The following is an 18,388-nucleotide window of genomic DNA, read 5'->3' as shown; positions in this document are numbered from 1 at the left end:
CTACGCTCCTCAGACAGGCTGCCGTCCTATCTCCCGTCAGCCCTGCGCTACTCGCCCGCGTAAACGGGGATTGGTCCGTGCAGTTGTCGCTTCTGGATATTTAACCCAACAAAAAAGGCGCAACACCCAGTGTTGCGCCTTTCTCGGTTATCCCGCCAGCAAACTTATTTGCCGATCAGCGCCTCAACCTCGGCAATGCGCGCTTTCAGCGTCGCCATATCCGGGCAGCGCAGGGTCGCGTGGCCGACCTTGCGACCGGCCTTGAAGGCCTTGCCGTAGTGGTGCAGATGGCAGTGCTCAATGGCAGCGACGGCGTCGACGGCGGGGACTTCGCCGATAAAGTTGAGCATCGCGCTTTCACCGACCTTGGCGGTCGAGCCCAGCGGCAGGCCGGCGATGGCGCGCAGGTGGTTTTCGAACTGGCTGCACTCGGCGCCTTCGATGGTCCAGTGGCCGGAGTTGTGCACGCGCGGGGCGATTTCGTTGGCTTTCAGGCCGCCGTCGACTTCAAAGAACTCAAAAGCCAGCACGCCGACGTAGTCCAGTTTGTCGAGCACGCGGCCGACGTAGTCTTCGGCCAGTGCCTGCAGCGGATGCGCGGTACTGGCGATCGACAGCTTGAGGATGCCGTTCTCGTGGGTGTTGTGCACCAGCGGGTAGAAGCGGGTTTCACCGTCGCGGGCACGTACGGCAACCAGCGACACCTCGCCGGTGAAGGGCACAAAGCCTTCCAGAATGCAGGGCACGCTGCCCAGCTCGGCAAAGGCGCCAACCACGTCTTCCGGGTGGCGCAGGACTTTCTGGCCCTTGCCGTCATAACCCAGGGTCCGGGTCTTCATCACCGCCGGCAGGCCGATGCGCTTGACCGCGGCATCGAGGTTGTCCTGCGACTGGATGTCGGCAAACTCCGGGGTCGGGATGCCGAGGTCCTGGAACATCGACTTTTCAAACCAGCGGTCGCGAGCGATGCGCAGTGATTCGGCGTTCGGGTAGACCGGGACGAACTGCGAGAGGAAGGCGACGGTTTCGGCCGGGACGCTTTCGAACTCGAAGGTCACCACGTCGACTTCTTCGGCCAGCTGGCGCAGGTGATCGGTATCGCTGTAGTCGGCGCGGATGTGCTCACCGAGGGCCTGGGCGCAGGCATCCGGGGCCGGGTCGAGAAACGCGAACTGCTGGCCGAGCGGGGTGCCGGCCAAAGCCAGCATGCGACCCAGTTGTCCACCACCGATGACGCCGATCTTCATATCCGATTCCTCAAGCCTGACGCGGGTCTGGGTTGTTCAGCACGTTGTCGGTCTGCTGGGTGCGGAATTCCTGCAGCGCCTTGCTGAACTGCGGGTGCTTGCCGCCGAGAATGCTGGCCGACAGCAGCGCTGCGTTAACCGCACCGGCCTTGCCGATGGCCAGAGTGGCGACCGGCACGCCGGCCGGCATCTGCACGATGGACAGCAGCGAATCGACACCGGAGAGCATGGAGGACTGCACCGGCACGCCGAGCACCGGCAGGTGAGTCTTGGCCGCGCACATGCCCGGCAGGTGGGCTGCGCCGCCGGCGCCGGCGATGATCACTTCGATGCCGCGATCGGCCGCTTCTTCAGCGTATTGGAACAGCAGATCAGGGGTGCGGTGGGCGGAAACCACCTTCACTTCGTAGGGAATGCCCAACTGTTCAAGCATGTCGGCCGTATGGCTCAGGGTGGACCAGTCGGACTTGGAGCCCATGATCACGCCAACCAGTGCGGTCATCTGTAGTGCCTCGCTCATCAGGGCCGCCTCGGCGGCAGAAACCAACAAGCCACGGCAGCGGACTGGCGTGGCTTGCTTGGAGAGTGCAGACCCCGTGGGGTCTGCCGCTAAACAGACGGCGCAGTATACCCGTAATTGGGCAAATGCAGTAATGCGCCTGTCGGTTAGCTGGCGTTGCGGCCGGGGTAGCGCGCGCGCGGTGTGGCCATCGGCAGCGGGCCTTCGCCGATCTGGCGAAACTCGTTGGTTTCCGAGTCGTAGGCGCGAATGTGCGCGGTCTCGATGTCGTACACCCAGCCGTGAATGAACAGTTCGCCGCGAGCCAGTCGCGAAGCCACCGAGGGGTGGGTGGCCAGATGCTGCAGCTGAGCGATGACGTTTTCTTCGGTCATCATCGCCAGCTTGTTGTCGCAGCAGTCGCAGTTGTCTTCGACCACGATCTTGGCAACTTCGGCGTGACGCAGCCAGGCCTTGACGGTCGGCAGCGAGTCGAGGGTTTCCGGATTCAGAACCGCCTTCATCGCGCCGCAGTCGGAATGGCCGCAGATGATGATGTGCTGCACGTTGAGCGCCAGCACTGCGAACTCGATGGCGGTGGACACGCCGCCCATCATCTGGCCGTAGGGGGGTACCACATTACCGACGTTACGGGAGACGAACAGGTCGCCCGGCGCACTCTGGGTGATCAGTTCCGGCGCCACGCGCGAATCGGCGCAGGTAATGAACATGGCACGCGGGACCTGCTCGTGCGCCAGCTTCTTGAACAGCTCCTGCTGTTCCGGGTAGACCTCGTTACGAAAGCGGTTGAAGCCGTCGACGATCTGCTTGAGGGCTTCTTCGGCGCTTTCGTTGCGTCTGGAATCTTTATTCATGTCGCAGTCTCAATCCTTGGTTGGGCTGAACGGTAGACGATCAGTTTCCCGGTCACGACACCGACGCCGTTGCAGCGCTGCTCGCAGCGCCGCAACGGCACCCGTGTGGTGTCAGGCCTCAATCTCGATCAGGATCTCGCCCGGATTGACGCGATCACCCTTGGCGACGTTGACCGCCTTGACGGTCCCGGCGATGGCCGCCTGGATTTCGCTTTCCATCTTCATGGCTTCGCTGACCAGTACGGCCTGACCGGCCTTGACGCTGTCGCCGACCTTGACCAGCACGTCAACCACGTTGCCTGGCATGCTGGTGGTCACGTGGCCTGGTTCGCTGGCCTGCTTGCGCTTGCTGCTGCCCTCGCCAACGAAGGCGTTCAGCGGCTCGAACACCACTTCTTCCGGCATGCCGTCGAGGCTCAGGTAGAAGTGACGCTTGCCGTCGCCCTTGACGCCGACGCCGGTGATATCGACGCGGTAGGACTCGCCGTGAACATCAATGATGAACTCGGTCGGTACGCCTTCGCTGGCGGCAGCCGGAGCGCCCTGGCCGGGCGCCGGCAGCAGTTGCTCGGGCTTGAGGGTGCCGGCTTCGCGTTCTTCGAGGAATTTGCGGCCAATGTCCGGGAACATGGCGAAGGTCAGCACATCTTCTTCCGACTTGGCCAGCGCGCCGACTTCGCTGCGCAGGCGGTCCATTTCCGGCTTGATCAGGTCGGCCGGGCGCACGTCAATGACCTCTTCGCCGCCGATGGCCTGACGACGCAGCTTCTCGTTGACGGTACCCGGTGCCTGACCGTAACGGCCCTGCAGGTACAGCTTCACTTCGTTGGTGATGGTCTTGTAGCGTTCGCCGGCCAGCACGTTGAACACCGCCTGGGTGCCGACGATCTGCGAGGTCGGGGTCACCAGCGGCGGGAAGCCGAGGTCCTCACGCACCCGCGGGATTTCCGCGAATACGTCCTGGATGCGGTCCAGTGCGCCTTGTTCCTTCAGCTGGTTGGCCAGGTTGGACATCATGCCGCCCGGTACCTGGTTGACCTGCACGCGGGTATCCACGCCGGTGAAGTCGCTCTCGAACTGGTGGTACTTCTTGCGCACGGCGTGGAAGTACATGCCGATTTCCTGCAGCAGCTCCAGATCCAGACCGGTGTCGTACGGGGTGCCTTTCAGCGCGGCAACCATCGACTCGGTGCCCGGGTGGCTGGTGCCCCAGGCCATGGACGAGATAGCGGTGTCGATGTGGTCGGCACCGTTTTCGATCGCCTTGAGCTGACACATGGCGGCCAGGCCGGCGGTGTCGTGCGAGTGAATGAACACCGGCAGGTCGAGTTCGGCTTTCAGCGCCTTGACCAGATCGCCGGTGGCGAATGGGGTCAGCAGACCGGCCATGTCCTTGATGGCGATGGAATCGATGCCCATCGCTGCCATGTCCTTGGCCTGCTGCACGAAGGTTTCAACCGTATGCACCGGGCTGGTGGTATAGGCGATGGTGCCCTGGGCGTGCTTGCCGGCCGCCTTGACTGCTTCGATGGCGACCTTGAGGTTGCGCACGTCGTTCATGGCATCAAAGATGCGGAATACGTCAATACCGTTTTCGGCAGCCTTGGCAACAAAGGCGCGAACCACGTCGTCGCTGTAGTGACGGTAGCCAAGCAGGTTCTGGCCACGCAGCAGCATTTGCAGGCGGGTGTTCGGCAGCGCCTTGCGCAGGGTGCGCAGACGCTCCCAGGGATCTTCTTTCAGAAAGCGCACGCAGGCGTCAAAGGTCGCGCCGCCCCAGACTTCCAGCGACCAGTAGCCGACCTGATCCAGCTTGTCGCAGATCGGCAGCATGTCTTCGGTACGCAGACGGGTCGCCAGCAGAGACTGGTGGGCGTCGCGCAGGATGGTATCGGTAACTGTGATTTTGCGTGTGTTGCTCATTTTCTGTTCCTCATCAGCTTCAAGCGCCAAGCTGCAAGCGGTGTGTCTTGTCGCTTGCGGCTTGAAGCTTGCCGCTAGTGTCATAGTCCGGCGTGGGCGGCAATCGCGGCTGCGATGGCGAGCGCCAGCTCCTCGGGTTTGCGTTTGATCGAGTAGTTCAGCAGCTCGGGGTGGGCTTCCACGAAGCTGGTGTTGAACACGCCGGAGCGGAACTCGGCATTACGCAGGATTTCCTGGTAGTACGGGGTTGTGGTCTTGACCCCCTGCAGGCGCATGTCGTCCAGCGCACGCAGGCCGCGGTCCAGCGCCTCTTCCCAGGTCATGGCCCAGACGATGAGCTTGAGACACATGGAGTCGAAGTTCGGCGGAATGGTGTAACCGGTGTAGATCGCGGTATCGACCCGCACGCCCGGACCGCCCGGTGCGTAGTAGCGGGTAACCTTGCCGAAGGAGGGGAAGAAGTTGTTCTTCGGGTCTTCGGCGTTGATCCGGAACTGGATCGCAAAGCCCTGGTGCTGGATGTCTTCCTGCTTGATCGACAGCGGCAGGCCGGAGGCGATGCGGATCTGCTCGCGGACGATGTCGACGCCGGTGATCTGCTCGGTAATGGTGTGCTCGACCTGAACCCGGGTATTCATTTCCATGAAATACACTTCGTCGTCGGCCAGCAGGAATTCGACGGTGCCGGCGTTCTCGTAACCGACCGCCTGCGCGGCCTTGACCGCCAGATCACCGATGTAGGCACGCTGTTCCGGGGTTAGCTGCGGGCTGGGCGCGATCTCGATCAGCTTCTGGTTGCGGCGCTGGATCGAGCAGTCGCGCTCGAACAGGTGCACGGTGTTGCCGAAGCTGTCGGCGAGAATCTGCGCTTCGATGTGTTTCGGGTTGACGATGCACTTCTCGAGGAAGACTTCCGCGCTGCCGAAGGCCTTGGTGGCCTCGGAGATGACTCGCGGGTAGGCCGATTCCAGCTCTTCGCGGTTGTTGCAACGACGAATACCGCGACCACCACCACCGGACGTTGCCTTGAGCATGACCGGGTAACCGACGCGCTCGGCTTCGCGCAGCGCCTCGTCAAGATCTGCCAGATTGCCTTCGGTGCCGGGGGTGACCGGTACGCCGGCGGCGATCATGCTGCGGCGTGCTTCGGTCTTGTCGCCCATTCGGGTAATCACATCGGCTGCCGGACCGATGAACTTGATGCCGCGCTCGGCACAGATCTTTGCCAGCTCAGCGTTCTCGGACAGGAAGCCGTAGCCCGGGTGCAGGGCGTCACAGCCGGTTTCTACCGCCAGGTTAACCAGTTGGCGCGGGTTCAGATAACCGGCCAGCGGGTCGCTGCCGACGTTGTAGGACTCGTCGGCGCGTTTGACGTGCAGGGCATAGCGGTCGGGATCGGTGTAGACCGCAACCGAGGTGATGCCCATCTCCGCGCAAGCGCGGACGATGCGAACGGCAATCTCGCCCCGGTTGGCAATCAGAATTTTCTTGATCACGTACGCGTTCCTCGTGTGGGTGATCGAGTGGATGCGGTGAACAGGTTGCGTACCGCGACCGGAATGCGTGGTTCCGGTGCGACACATTGCAAAATGTTTCCCGGCTACCCTAAGCGGACGCCTCTATTCTGTGAAATGAATAATACTTGGCTTATATATAAGTTATTGCTTATATATACTGCGGCCATACAAAGCTGCTCCGTTCATCAAGGCTAGACCATCATGCGCAAATCTTTGCTGCGAATGACCCTGCGCCAGTTGCAGGTGTTCCGCGCGGTGTGTGAGCACCGCTCCTACAGCCGCGCGGCCGAAACCATGGCACTGACCCAGCCGGCGGTCAGCCTGCAGATTCGCCAGCTTGAAGAACAGGTCGGTCTGCCGTTGTTCGAATATGTTGGCCGCAAGCTGTACCTGACCGAGGCTGCGGAGTCGTTGCTGGAGACCTCTGCTGACATCTTTGATCGGCTGGAAAGCCTGGATATGAACCTGTCGACGCTGGAAGGCAGCCTGCGTGGCGAGTTGCGCCTGGCGGCGGCGAGCAGCGTGCAATACGTCCTGCCGCATCTGTTGGCTGCGTTCCGCCAGCGCTACCCGCAGGTTACCTTTCGACTGGACGTAACCAGCCGGGCACAGATCATTCAGCGTCTGGCCGACAACCGTGATGATCTGGTGATTATGGGGCTGGTGCCGGCGGATCGCGCCCTGGAGTTCTTCCCGTTCCTCAACAACCCGATCGTGGCGGTGGTGCGGCCGGATCACCCGCTCGCGCGGCAGAGTCAGATTCCGCTGGCTAGACTGGAAGAGGAAATGGTCCTGCAGCGCGAGAGCGGGTCGGGCATTCGCAAGGCCTGCGACGAATTTCTTCAGCTCAAGCGGGTACATCTGGGCCAGACCATGCAGCTCGGGTCGACCGAGGCGCTGGTGCAGGGCGCAATTGCCGGGCTGGGGGTGGCGCTGGTGCCGGGGCATGCAGCGGCGGCCTGGATACGACAGGGGGAACTGGTCTGTCTCAATATCAGCGAATTGCCGCTCAAGCGCAGCTGGTGTGCCGTGCATGCCCGGGGCAAGCGCCTGAGCCCGGTGGCAGAGGCCTTCCTCGCCTTTTTGCGCGAGGAGAAGGCGTTGATCCGGCAGTTGGCAGAACCCTTCGAACCGTCGCCTGCGACTCAGTAGAGGCGCTGCGAACGATGAAAATCGGTCTGGCCGAGCAGTTCGGGGAAGTCGCTGAAGGAGGCCTGCAGGGCCTGGCTTTCTCGATAGGCCTCGATCGCGCGGCGATAGGCCATGCGCTTCTTGTCTTCGTTGCGACGGCGTTCGCGGCGCTGGTCCACGGCGGAGTTGAAGTCACCTGCAAATTCCGGATCAAAGGCCATGTTGGCATCTCCCGAGTCAGTGGTGTTCTGGCTTCACGGAGTCAGCATGGCCTCAGAGCATGACGCGGTGATGACAGCCGCTGAGGAGCACGAGCATGTTTGAACTGGACCGTCATCTGGCCCAGGACATCGTCAATCGAGCGATGGCTATCCTGCCGTACAACGTCAATGTGATGGATCGCCAGGGAGTGATCATCGGCAGCGGCGATGCCGAGCGCATCGACAGCCGGCACGAGGGCGCCCAACTGGTGCTTGCCAACCAGCGGGTAGTGGCGCTGGACGAGCAGGCGGCAGCCTGTCTGCAGGGCGTCAAACCCGGTATCAACCTGCCGTTGCTGCACGGTGGGAGGCTGGTTGGCGTGCTGGGTATTACCGGTGATCCAGAGCAGGTCAGGCCGTTTGCCGAGCTGCTGCGCATGACCGCCGAGATGCTGGTCGAACAGCGCGTGTTGCAGGCAGAGCAGCACTGGCGCGGTCAGCAGCAGGAGGCCTGGCTGGTCAACCTGCTGGAGCGTGGCTACCCGGTAGCCAGTCTGGAGGAGGATGCGGAACGCCTGCGTATGCGCTGGAAATGGCCGCTGCAGTGCTGTCTGCTGTGCCTGGCTACAGAAAGCGACCATCAGCATTCCCAAGGGCAACTGGTGACGCTGATGCGTGCCCGTCACCCGCACGACATCATTCTTCCGCTCGGGCTGCACGAGGTCCTTTGGTTGCGCAGTGGCAAGCCGCAACCTCCGCGCCGCAGCTGGCTGGAGCAGGCCGATCAGCGGGGCTGGCCGGTGGGCCGGGTGCTGCTGGCCGAGGCGGTCACGTCGCTGGCGGATCTGCGCGAGGCGACCGAGGCTCTGATCAGTCTGCGCGATTATGTGCAGGAGATGCGGGTGTCCGAGCGTATGGTCAGTCTGGCCGACAATCGGCTGGCGGTGCTGCTCCATCAGCAGCAGGGCAGCTGGACAGTGCAGCAACTGCTGGCGCCGATTCAGCCGCTGCGCCGGGCCGATGGCAATGGTCAGCTGGTGGCCACCCTGCGCAGCTGGTTGCAGCACAATGGCCATACTCAGGCCTGCGCCGAGCAGCTGCAGGTGCATCGCAATACCCTGCGCTACCGGCTGGACCGGATTGCCGAGATTACCGGGCTGGATCTGGATCGGATGACGGATCGAATGCTGTTGAGTATCGGGTTGGCGTTGTTTCCGGAGTAGCTGGGCGGCGGCTGCCGCTACGTTCCCGCTAGCCATTGATCGATCCCACGCTCCTGCGTGGAACGCCTGTCAGGACGCGCTGCGTACGGTTCTTTGTATTATTTTCTGCTGCAGTGTTGCCTGATAACGCGCTTTTCGCCTTTCACGGCGAGCCAAGGGGGGCCGCTTGCCCGGCCCCCCTTGGCTCGCCGTAAAAGGCGAAAAGCTGATTTGGCAGTCGCACTCATGCTGTAGTCGGTTCGCTGCGACTGATGGTTTACACGCTTTCGCGAGCACGTCACTTCCGACTGGTCTTGCTCTCCGCCACCGCCCCCTAACCAGAGCGGATCTACCCAGTTTCAGGTTCATTGCTATTGGGCGAGCGAACAAGAATGCGTTGCTAATTCCCGTCTATTGTTGTGCGTGGGCATAAGGCTTTTGTCCCGCAGGCTGGGTGACAATGGCCGTTGTCATCGCCGCCCATCGCGGCAAACACAATAAAAAGGAGTTCAGCATGGGTCTGGTACTGATTCTGGTCGCCCTGATTGCCTTTATCGTTCTGGCGACATCGCGCCTCAAGTTACACCCCTTTCTTGCCTTGCTGGCGGCGGCGTTGCTGGCCGGTTTCGCCTATCAGGTGCCGACTATGGAGATCGTCAAGACGATCACCGGTGGCTTTGGCGGCATCCTTGGTTATATCGGCATTGTCATTGTGCTGGGGACCATCATCGGCGTGATTCTTGAGCGCAGCGGCGCGGCAATCACCATGGCGGAGACGGTGATCAAGCTGCTCGGCGAGCGTTTCCCGACGCTGACCATGTCGATCATCGGCTATCTGGTGTCGATCCCGGTGTTCTGTGATTCGGGCTACGTCATCCTTAACTCGCTGAAGAATGCTCTGGCCGCGCGCATGAAGGTCTCGGTCATCGCCATGAGCGTGGCCTTGGCGACCGGCCTCTACGCGTCCCACACCTTTGTGCCGCCGACCCCCGGCCCGATTGCCGCGGCCGGTAATCTGGGGCTGGAGAACAACCTTGGTCTGGTGATACTGGTCGGTCTGGTGGTGTCGCTGGTGACTGCCTTTGCCGGGATGTGGTGGGCCAATCGGTTTATCGGCAAGGACATCCCGCTGGAAGACAACGGCACCCACGTGATGGACGCTGAAGACTATGCCCAGATCCGCGCCAAGTACGGTGTGCTGCCCAGCGCGACCAAGGCTTTTGCACCGATCTTTCTGCCGATCGGCCTGATCTGTCTGGGCACCCTCGCCAATCTGCCGGCCAAGCCGGTGGGTGAGGGCTTCGTCTACACGCTGCTGGCCTTCCTCGGTCAGCCGGTTGTGGCGCTGGCAGTCGGTCTGGCGCTGGCCTGCACGCTGTTGCGCGCGGACAAAAAGCGTCAGGAGTTCCATGACCGCGTGTTGGAGGGTATTCAGGCCGCCGCTCCGATTCTGCTGATCACCGGTGCCGGCGGTGCCTTCGGCGCCATGCTCAAGGTGACGCCGTTGGGCGACTATCTGGGGGCGACCCTGTCGGCGCTGGGTATCGGGCTGTTCATGCCGTTTGTGGTGTCTGCTGCGCTGAAGTCGGCGCAGGGTTCAACTACCGTGGCGCTGGTGACTACCTCGGCGCTGGTTGCACCGCTGCTGCCGGAGTTGGGGCTGGATAGCGAGATGGGCCGGGTGCTCTGCGTGATGGCCATTGGGGCCGGCGCGATGACCGTGTCCCACGCCAACGACAGCTTCTTCTGGGTCGTGACCCAGTTCAGCCGCATGAGTGTCGGCACCGCTTACCGTGCGCAAACCCTCGGCACCCTGATGCAGGGCATCGCCGGCATTATCACCGTCTGGCTGCTGAGTCTGGTACTGCTCTGATGAAACTGGTTATCGCCCCCGATTCGTTCAAGGAAAGCCTGAGTGCCCGTGCTGTCGCCGAAGCCATCGCGGCGGGCTGGGCGCGGGTTTATCCTGATTCTGAACTGCTGCTCTGCCCGATGGCTGATGGCGGCGAAGGCACGGTTGATGCGGTATTGGCCGCGACCGGGGGCGAGCGGCAATGGACCGAGGTCAGCGGCCCGCTGGGTGATCCGGTAACCGCCAACTGGGGATTGTTGCCGGGGCGTCGGGCTGTGATCGAAATGGCCGAGGCCAGCGGACTGCATCGGGTCGAGCCGGCGCGGCGCGATGTGCTGAGGGCGAGCAGCTTCGGCACCGGCGAGCTGATCCGCGCGGCGCTGGATGCCGGGGTGCGGCGGATCGTGCTGGGCCTCGGCGGCAGCGCAACCAACGATGGCGGTGCCGGTTTGCTGTGCGCACTTGGTGTGCGCCTGCTGGATGCCGATGGTGGGGATCTGCCACCGGGCGGCGAGGCGCTGGCGCGGCTGCGCCATATCGACCTGACCGGACTGGATACCCGGCTGGCGCAGGTTGAAGTGCTGGTTGCCGCCGATGTCGACAATCCGCTCTGTGGGCCACGTGGCGCCTCGGCGGTATTTGGCCCGCAGAAGAGCGCGACTCCGGCGCAGGTGGACCAACTGGACGCCGCGCTGGGCCATTATGCCGATGTTATGGCGTCGACTCTGGGCGAGGATCTGCGCAACTTGCCCGGCGTTGGCGCTGCTGGCGGGCTCGGTTTTGCCGCCCGCGCGGTGCTAAAGGCAGGCTTTCGCCCCGGTATTGAACTGGTGGCGGAGCTGGCCGGGCTGGCCGAGGCCGTGCAGGGTGCCGATCTGGTGATCACCGGTGAGGGTCGGCTGGATGGCCAGAGTCTGCACGGCAAGACACCCGTCGGGGTGGCGCGCATTGCCCGTGCCGCCGGCGTGCCGGTCATTGCTCTGGCTGGCAGTCTCGGTGAAGGCTATCAGCGCCTCTATGCCGAAGGCATCGGCGCGGCCTTCAGTCTGGCACCGGGACCGCTCAGTCTCGAGCAGGCCATGCAGCAGGCCGCCGACCAGCTCAGTGCCCGCGCCGCCGACCTGGCGCGCTTGTGGCAGATTGCGGGCATGGCTGCCCGGCGCGTCTGAGGGCGGGCTATACTCCGGCGCAGAGACGCGGGAGGGATGTGGATGGAGCAGGGCGGCAAGTTGGTGAACTGGAACGACGCCAAGGGCTTCGGTTTCATTCAGCCCGATGACGGCAGTGAGCGGGTGTTTGCCCATATTTCGGTCATGCGCGGTGACGCCAGGCCGGTGACCGGTATGGCGGTGCGCTTTGTGGCCGTCGCCGACGAGCAGGGGCGACGACGGGCCGAGCACATGCGTGGTGAGGGGCTGGCGCTGGATCGCCCGGCCATTCGCCGCAAGCCGCGCGAGCGCAGCGCGCTGACGCCGACCCGCGGGGCCGCGCTCCGTACCGGGCGGCACCGGCACCGGGTACATAATCGGGGTGCCAAGCTGGTGGTGCTGGCGCTGCTATGCATACTGCCACTGTTCGGCAGCCTGCAGCTGTGGCTGGAACAGGGTCAGCCCTGGTGGCTGTTGGCCTACGCCGTGGTCAGCGTCGTCAGCTTTGTTCAGTATTGGCTCGATAAACGCAGTGCCGAGACGGGGCGCTGGCGCACGCCGGAAAAGACTCTGCATCTCTCTGCGCTGCTGGGCGGCTGGCCAGGCGCGCTGGTGGCCCAGCAGCTGCTTCGCCACAAGACCCGCAAGGCGTCCTTTCAGGTGCTGTTCTGGCTGATTGTTGTCCTGCACCAGCTGGCCTGGCTCGACCTGCTGGTGTTCGACGGCAGCCTTTTGGCGCTATTGCCCTTTGTATCGCCCTGACGGCGAACCGTCAGATCAGACCAGCACGCCCTGACTGCGCAGGTAGTCGTCGTAGCTGCCGGAGAAGTCGGTCACGCCATTTTCCGACAGCTCGATGATGCGGGTGGCCAGCGAGCTGACGAACTCACGGTCGTGGCTGACGAAGATCAGCGTGCCCGGGTAGTTCTCCAGCGCCAGGTTGAGCGCTTCGATCGACTCCATGTCGAGGTGGTTGGTCGGCTCGTCCATCAGCATGACGTTGGACTTGCCGAGGATCAGCTTGCCGAACAGCATGCGGCCCTGCTCACCACCGGAGATCACCTTCACCGATTTGCCGATCTCGTCGTTCGAGAACAGCATGCGGCCGAGGGTGCCGCGCACCAGCTGTTCGCCGCCCTGGGTCCACTGCGCCATCCATTCGAACAGGGTGCAGTCGTCCTTGAAGTCGTCGGCGTGGTCCTGCGCGAAGTAGCCGATGTCGGCGCTTTCGGCCCATTTCACCTCACCGGCCATCGGTGCCAGTTCACCGACCATGGTGCGCAGCAGGGTGGTCTTGCCGATACCGTTGGGGCCGATGATGGCGACTCGCTCGCCGGCTTCGATCTGCAGGTTCAGGCCCTTGAACAGGGCTTCGCCGTCGAAGCCCTGGCTGACGTTCTGCAGGGTCACTGCCTGGCGGTGCAGCTTCTTGAACTGCTCGAAGCGGATGAACGGGCTGACGCGGCTGGAGGGTTTGACCTCTTCCAGCTGGATCTTGTCGATCTGCTTGGCGCGGCTGGTGGCCTGCTTGGCCTTCGAGGCGTTGGCCGAGAAGCGGCTGACAAAGGTCTGCAGTTCGGCGATCTGGGCTTTCTTCTTGGCGTTGTCCGACAGCAGCCGCTCGCGCGCCTGAGTGGCGGCGGTCATGTACTCGTCGTAGTTGCCGGGGAACAGGCGCAGTTCGCCGTAATCCAGGTCGGCCATGTGGGTGCAGACCGAGTTCAGGAAGTGACGGTCGTGGGAAATGATGATCATGGTGCTGGTACGCGCCTTGAGTACGTCTTCCAGCCAGCGGATGGTGTTGATATCCAGGTGGTTGGTCGGTTCGTCCAGCAGCAGCACATCCGGATCGGAGAACAGCGCCTGGGCCAGCAGCACACGCAGCTTCCAGCCGGGGGCGACTTCGCTCATCGGGCCAAAGTGCTGTTCCAGCGGAATGCCGAGACCGAGCAGCAGTTCACCGGCGCGGGATTCGGCGGTGTAGCCGTCCATTTCCGCGAACTCGCCCTCCAGTTCGCCGACTTTCATCCCGTCTTCTTCGCTCATTTCCGGCAGCGAGTAGATGCGATCACGCTCGGCCTTGACCTTCCACAGCTCCTCGTGACCCATGATCACAGTGTCGATCACGCTGAACTCTTCGTAGGCAAACTGGTTCTGACGCAGCTTACCCAGACGCACGTTCTGTTCGAGCATGACCTGGCCGCCGGAGGGTTCCAGCTCGCCGCCGAGGATCTTCATGAAGGTCGACTTGCCGCAACCGTTGGCGCCGATCAGGCCGTAGCGGTTGCCGTTGCCGAACTTGACGGAAACGTTTTCGAACAGCGGCTTGGGACCAAACTGCATGGTGATGTTGGCGGTGGCGATCACGGGAGAATCCTGGCTGAGCAAAGAAGCGGACTGAAAGGGCAGCCGCGAGGGGCGGCGCAAAGCCGCGCATTGTAGCGGTTGCGTTGACGCGGCGACAGGGCCGCGCCGACCGAAGGTCGTTTGCTTTGCAGTGCTCTGATGCAGTATTTTTACAGGTGCAAACAATTATCGTTTGTAACGAGGCGCGCCGTGCAAGCATTTCACCCCCACATTCTGGCTATCGAGGACGACCCGGTTCTGGGTCTCCATCTGAAAACGTCGCTTGAGCGCGCGGGTTTCGCCATCACCGTTGCTGCCGATGGCGACAGCGGCCTGACCCTGGCGCAGCGGACAGCCTACGACCTGATTCTGCTGGATGTGATGCTGCCCGGCATCGATGGGATGGAGCTGCTCAGGCGTTTGCGGCGCCAGCACGCCACACCGGTGCTGATGATGTCTGCCCAGGGTGATGAAGGACACCGTATTGCCGGGTTTGACGGCGGTGCCGATGACTATCTGCCCAAGCCGTTCAGCACCCGCGAGTTACAGGTGCGGATTGCCGCCATCCTGCGTCGGGTGGCCTACGAGCGGGAGCGCGACTGCGTTGTGCCGCCGGCAGCCAACGACGATCTGGTGGCGTTTGATGAGCCTGCCATGCGCGTGCGTTGCGGGGATTGCTGGTTGAGTGTCACACCGACCGAGTTTCGATTGCTGCAGGTATTGTACGAACAGATGAATGAGGTGCTGACCAAGGCCTTTCTGTACCAGCAGGTGCTGCGCCGCGGCTACGCCCGGCATGACCGGGTATTGGACATGCATATCAGCAACCTGCGTCGCAAGCTGACCCAGGCCGGAATACACAACCTGCGACTGGAGTCGGTCTGGGGGCAGGGTTATCTGCTCAGTTGGCAACCCTGATGCCGGGGCGCCGCTCGCTGTTCTGGCCCCTGATGATTCTGGTGGCCGGATTCTGCCTGAGCCTGATCGGCGCAACGCACTACCTGAGTGCGCGTATTGATCGTTACCTGTCCTTTTTGCCGGACCCGGCGCTCAGTACCCTGCAGGGCTATGCCGCCGAAGCCGCGCAAGCGCTCGCTGAAGGGCCCGACGCACTGGAACGCTGGCGCAGGCAACGCATTGAGGTGTCGCCGGAGTTGCTGGTGCTGGTGGACGAGGATCGACGACCGCTGGCAGGGCAGGCATTGACCGAGCGGCAGCGGCGCATGCTCGGCTTTGTCCGTGACTATGATGGGCTTATGAGCCGCCGCGGCGATGGTCGGCCGACCATCCGGGTGCCTCTGCCGGATCAGTCTCATTACCTGGTTCTGCGTTTGCCTGAGGCACTGGCACCCTGGGGGCAGCGCGCGCTGCTCAATCTGCTGCTGCTGTACGTGGTGCCCGGGTTGCTCGCGGTATTGTTCTGCGTGTTGCTTTACTGGCTGCTTATCTCGCCGCTCGAGCGCTTGCGTCGACAGGCCAACGCGATGCGTGCCGATCCCTTGCAAAGTCTGCTGCCGGCATCGCTGGCACGGCGTCGTGACGAACTTGGTGAGCTGGGGCGCTCGCTGGAGTTTCTGACCCTGCGCCTGCGTCAGTCGGTCGCCCAGCAGCGCCAACTGATGCGAGACCTTTCCCATGAGTTGCGCACCCCTCTGAGTCGGCTGGGTGTGGCAGCCGAAACCGAACTGCCGTTGCCCGAACTGCGTAACAGACTGGAGCGCGAAGTCGGCAACATGCGAGAGCTGGTCGACAGTACGCTGGAGCTGGCCTGGCTCGACAGCGTGCCCGGGCGGCTGGATTGCGGCGCGGTTGATGTCAATGCGCTCTGGGATGTATTGCGCGAGGACGCCCTGTTCGAGTCGGGCTGGCAGCCGGAGCGAATCGTGACCGCCTTGCCGCCGGGCTGCCAAGTGCTGGGTAATCTGAACGCGCTGGCGCAGGCGCTGGAAAACGTGTTGCGCAATGCCATTCGCCACTCACCGCCGCAGGGGCGGGTCTGTTTCAGTGCCGAGCAGGCCGACGGCTGCTGGACCCTGTGCCTTGCCGATCAGGGGCCGGGTGTAGCCGAGGCCGAGCTGGAGATCATCTTTCGGCCCTTTGCTCGACTGAACAAGGCCCGGCCGGATGGCGACGGTTTTGGTCTTGGGCTTGCCATCGCGCAGCGTCAGATCAACCTGCAGCAGGGGCATATCTGGGCGGAAAACGGTCAACCCGGACTGCGAATCTGCATGCAACTGCCGGCTGTATAGTTTGTAAATGCGCTTTACTCTCAAATAGGAATAATTAGCATTTGTCGCGAATCGAGCTCTGCCGTCCTCTCTCGCGGGGGCGCAGCGCAGGGAATGGCTCGGTGACTGTCTGCTGAATTCTGTCATAGGGGAGTGAAGTGCATGGGAATGTTCAAGCGCCAGCAACTGGCTCTGGCGGTGGCGACCGCTGCGTTGGGGCTGTCGGTCAATGCGATAGCCGAGGATACGACAAGCGACGGAATGGTCGAGCTGCAGCCCATTACCGTGGTGACCGCCGCAGGCTACGAGCAGAACATCGCCGATGCGCCTGCCAGCATCTCGGTCATTACCCGCGAGCAGCTGGAGAAGCAGTCCTACTCGGACGTCACCGATGCCGTGCGTAACGTCCCCGGTGTGTTCGTCACCGGCGGCGGCAATATGCAGGACATCAGCATTCGCGGCATGGATGACACCTATACGCTGTATCTGGTCGATGGCAGGCCGATTTCCGCCGGCCGCATGGTCAACACCAACGGTGCCGATGGCGGCAAGCAGATCGGCCTGCCGCCGATCTCGATGATCGAGCGGATCGAGGTGATCCGCGGGCCGATGTCCTCGCTCTATGGCTCTGAAGCCATGGGCGGGGTGATCAATATCATCACCCGTCGCGGCGGTGACGAATGGGCCGGCAGCATCTCGACCGAGTACACCGGCGCCATGAACGATATCAGCAGCGACGCGCAGCAGGCTGATTTCTATCTGGCCGGTCCGATCATTCAGGGCCTGCTCGGTGCGCAGTTCACCGGCACCTATGTCGGCACCGACGAGAGCGACTACATCGGTGGTGGCGATGCCGCCGCCAGCATGCCGGAGAGTACCCGCAAACAGGGTGGCGCCGAGTTCTACCTGACGCCCAACGAGCAGAACCGCTTCAGCCTCGGCTACACCGCATCCGAGCTGAAATATACCCACACGCCGGGCAAGAGCATCGCTGCGGACGCTGATCCGTCGACTTACCGCTACGAGAAGGATGTGTATGCCTTCAGCCATGATGGCAATTATGGCGACCTGATCATCAACAGCTTCCTGCAGCACGATGTGTCCGACAAGCCGGGCACCGGCAGCACCAAGCAGGAGGAGGTCAGCCTGCTCAATACCCAGGCAAGCTACTTCTGGGGTGATCACGTGGTGACCTTCGGCGGGCAATACAAGCAGGAGGAGTTTGTTGATGAAACCAACGGTCTGCTGACCTCCAACATTCCGGGAGCGGTAAAAAGCGTCGATCGCTGGATTGCGGCGCTTTACACCGAGGTGGACTGGGCGCTCACCGACGATCTGTCTGTTACCACCGGACTGCGCTACAACGATGACGAGCTGTTTGGTGGCGAGCTGTCGCCGCGTCTGTACGGCGTCTACCGGCTGAACCCGGAGTGGGTGATCAAGGGTGGGGTGTCTACCGGTTACCGTCAGCCGACCCTGTCCGATGCCACCGAGGGCTTCGGTCGCGGTACCGGCGGTGGCGGCTCGCCGGCCCCGCATCCCCGTGCACTGATCATCGGCAACCCGGACCTGAAGCCGGAAACCAGCACCAACTACGAGATCGGTTACGTCTACGACAACGCCACGCTGGGACTCAATACCAGCGCGATGCTGTTCCACACCCAGTACAAGGACAAGATTGCCGAGGACCGCCTGTGCGAAAGCCCCAACGGTGATCGCAACGATCCGGCGACCTGGACCTGTTCGTTCGGTGGCAACAACTATTTCTTCCTCAGCACCCGCCAGAACATCTCCGAGGCCGTTATGCAGGGCGTCGAGCTGACGTTCGACTACCGCTTCCAGCCGAACTGGAACCTCTCCAGCAGCTACACCTTTACCCGTTCCGAGCAGAAGTCCGGCGAGTTCAAGGGCGAGCCTCTGAACCGGCAGCCACGCCATATGCTCAACGGCCTGCTGGAATGGGACGTCAATGCGCGCCTGAACGCCTGGCTGCAGGGTAACTATCGCAGCAAAACCTCCGATTACATGGGCCGCACCAGCATGTCGGACGGCACGCCCGGATACGGTTTTGTCGATATCGGCGCGGGCTATCGCCTGACCGATAACGTCAACGTCAAGGCCGGCCTCTACAACGTCGCCAACAAGGAAGTGACCAACGACAGCTACGGCGTGGTACTCGATGGCCGCCGGTTGACGGTGGGCATGACGGTCGATTTCTGA

Annotated in this window: 15 protein-coding genes; 8 read left to right on the top strand and 7 right to left on the bottom strand. The window is 62.8% G+C overall.

Features of this window, described 5'->3' with window-relative positions:
* Nucleotides 1–164: 164 nt before the first annotated feature.
* The 5 genes from ACZ5WQ_RS13740 to ACZ5WQ_RS13720 all read right to left on the bottom strand — a co-directional run bounded on the left by ACZ5WQ_RS13740 (nucleotide 165) and on the right by ACZ5WQ_RS13720 (nucleotide 6,040).
* Nucleotides 165–1,247, bottom strand: a complete 1,083-nt coding sequence (locus ACZ5WQ_RS13740) for a 5-(carboxyamino)imidazole ribonucleotide synthase (RefSeq protein WP_464382484.1) — start codon at nucleotides 1,245–1,247, stop codon at nucleotides 165–167.
* Between the two features lie 10 nt (nucleotides 1,248–1,257).
* Nucleotides 1,258–1,749 (bottom strand): 5-(carboxyamino)imidazole ribonucleotide mutase, encoded by a 492-nt coding sequence (gene purE / locus ACZ5WQ_RS13735; protein WP_088275953.1) that lies wholly within the window; start codon nucleotides 1,747–1,749, stop codon nucleotides 1,258–1,260.
* A gap of 164 nt (nucleotides 1,750–1,913) precedes the next feature.
* Nucleotides 1,914–2,621: a carbonic anhydrase gene (locus ACZ5WQ_RS13730; RefSeq protein WP_088275857.1), complete on the bottom strand. Its 708-nt coding sequence runs from the start codon at nucleotides 2,619–2,621 to the stop codon at nucleotides 1,914–1,916.
* A 111-nt stretch (nucleotides 2,622–2,732) separates the two neighbouring features.
* On the bottom strand, nucleotides 2,733–4,544 hold the full coding sequence (gene oadA / locus ACZ5WQ_RS13725; protein ID WP_285677008.1) for a sodium-extruding oxaloacetate decarboxylase subunit alpha: 1,812 nt from the start codon (nucleotides 4,542–4,544) through the stop codon (nucleotides 2,733–2,735).
* A gap of 80 nt (nucleotides 4,545–4,624) precedes the next feature.
* Nucleotides 4,625–6,040, bottom strand: coding sequence for an acetyl-CoA carboxylase biotin carboxylase subunit (locus ACZ5WQ_RS13720; protein ID WP_088275855.1), 1,416 nt, complete (start codon nucleotides 6,038–6,040; stop codon nucleotides 4,625–4,627).
* Nucleotides 6,041–6,262: 222 nt separating this feature from the next.
* Here ACZ5WQ_RS13720 and ACZ5WQ_RS13715 point away from each other — a divergent pair, with 222 nt between their 5' ends.
* Entirely contained in the window at nucleotides 6,263–7,213 is a 951-nt protein-coding gene (locus ACZ5WQ_RS13715; protein WP_088275854.1) for a LysR family transcriptional regulator, read from the top strand.
* Here ACZ5WQ_RS13715 and ACZ5WQ_RS13710 read toward each other — a convergent pair.
* Nucleotides 7,207–7,413, bottom strand: a complete 207-nt coding sequence (locus tag ACZ5WQ_RS13710; RefSeq protein WP_228245996.1) for a PA3496 family putative envelope integrity protein — start codon at nucleotides 7,411–7,413, stop codon at nucleotides 7,207–7,209. The two genes, ACZ5WQ_RS13715 and ACZ5WQ_RS13710, sit on opposite strands and share 7 nt — an antisense overlap.
* A 95-nt stretch (nucleotides 7,414–7,508) precedes the next feature.
* Here ACZ5WQ_RS13710 and ACZ5WQ_RS13705 point away from each other — a divergent pair, with 95 nt between their 5' ends.
* The 4 genes from ACZ5WQ_RS13705 (at nucleotide 7,509) to ACZ5WQ_RS13690 (ending at nucleotide 12,356) form a co-directional block, all read left to right on the top strand.
* Complete coding sequence (locus tag ACZ5WQ_RS13705) at nucleotides 7,509–8,615, top strand: sugar diacid recognition domain-containing protein (protein WP_088275852.1); 1,107 nt, start codon at nucleotides 7,509–7,511, stop codon at nucleotides 8,613–8,615.
* Nucleotides 8,616–9,108: 493 nt separating this feature from the next.
* Nucleotides 9,109–10,467 (top strand): GntP family permease, encoded by a 1,359-nt coding sequence (locus ACZ5WQ_RS13700; protein ID WP_338212480.1) that lies wholly within the window; start codon nucleotides 9,109–9,111, stop codon nucleotides 10,465–10,467.
* Nucleotides 10,467–11,615, top strand: coding sequence for a glycerate kinase (locus tag ACZ5WQ_RS13695; RefSeq protein ID WP_464382483.1), 1,149 nt, complete (start codon nucleotides 10,467–10,469; stop codon nucleotides 11,613–11,615). The genes ACZ5WQ_RS13700 and ACZ5WQ_RS13695 overlap by 1 nt, the downstream gene beginning before the upstream one ends.
* A gap of 42 nt (nucleotides 11,616–11,657) precedes the next feature.
* Nucleotides 11,658–12,356: a DUF1294 domain-containing protein gene (locus ACZ5WQ_RS13690; RefSeq protein WP_233048565.1), complete on the top strand. Its 699-nt coding sequence runs from the start codon at nucleotides 11,658–11,660 to the stop codon at nucleotides 12,354–12,356.
* Between the two features lie 15 nt (nucleotides 12,357–12,371).
* On the opposite strand, the gene ACZ5WQ_RS13685 is transcribed toward ACZ5WQ_RS13690, so the two are convergent.
* Nucleotides 12,372–13,961 (bottom strand): ABC-F family ATPase, encoded by a 1,590-nt coding sequence (locus ACZ5WQ_RS13685; protein WP_228245991.1) that lies wholly within the window; start codon nucleotides 13,959–13,961, stop codon nucleotides 12,372–12,374.
* A gap of 189 nt (nucleotides 13,962–14,150) precedes the next feature.
* Between ACZ5WQ_RS13685 and ACZ5WQ_RS13680 the strand changes: the two genes are divergently transcribed.
* The 3 genes from ACZ5WQ_RS13680 to ACZ5WQ_RS13670 all read left to right on the top strand — a co-directional run bounded on the left by ACZ5WQ_RS13680 (nucleotide 14,151) and on the right by ACZ5WQ_RS13670 (nucleotide 18,388).
* A complete protein-coding gene (locus ACZ5WQ_RS13680) occupies nucleotides 14,151–14,858 on the top strand; it encodes a response regulator transcription factor (protein WP_464382482.1) in 708 nt (235 codons plus the stop codon).
* Nucleotides 14,858–16,189 carry a HAMP domain-containing sensor histidine kinase gene (locus ACZ5WQ_RS13675; RefSeq protein WP_464382481.1) on the top strand — a complete coding sequence of 444 codons (1,332 nt, stop codon included), beginning with the start codon at nucleotides 14,858–14,860 and terminating at the stop codon, nucleotides 16,187–16,189. The genes ACZ5WQ_RS13680 and ACZ5WQ_RS13675 overlap by 1 nt, the downstream gene beginning before the upstream one ends.
* Nucleotides 16,190–16,330: 141 nt before the next feature.
* On the top strand, nucleotides 16,331–18,388 hold the full coding sequence (locus tag ACZ5WQ_RS13670) for a TonB-dependent receptor domain-containing protein (protein ID WP_464382480.1): 2,058 nt from the start codon (nucleotides 16,331–16,333) through the stop codon (nucleotides 18,386–18,388).

Source organism: Halopseudomonas sp. T1L2 (assembly GCF_055397385.1).
Note: the sequence above shows the minus strand (reverse complement) of the source record. Positions and strands in the feature narration are given on the sequence as shown.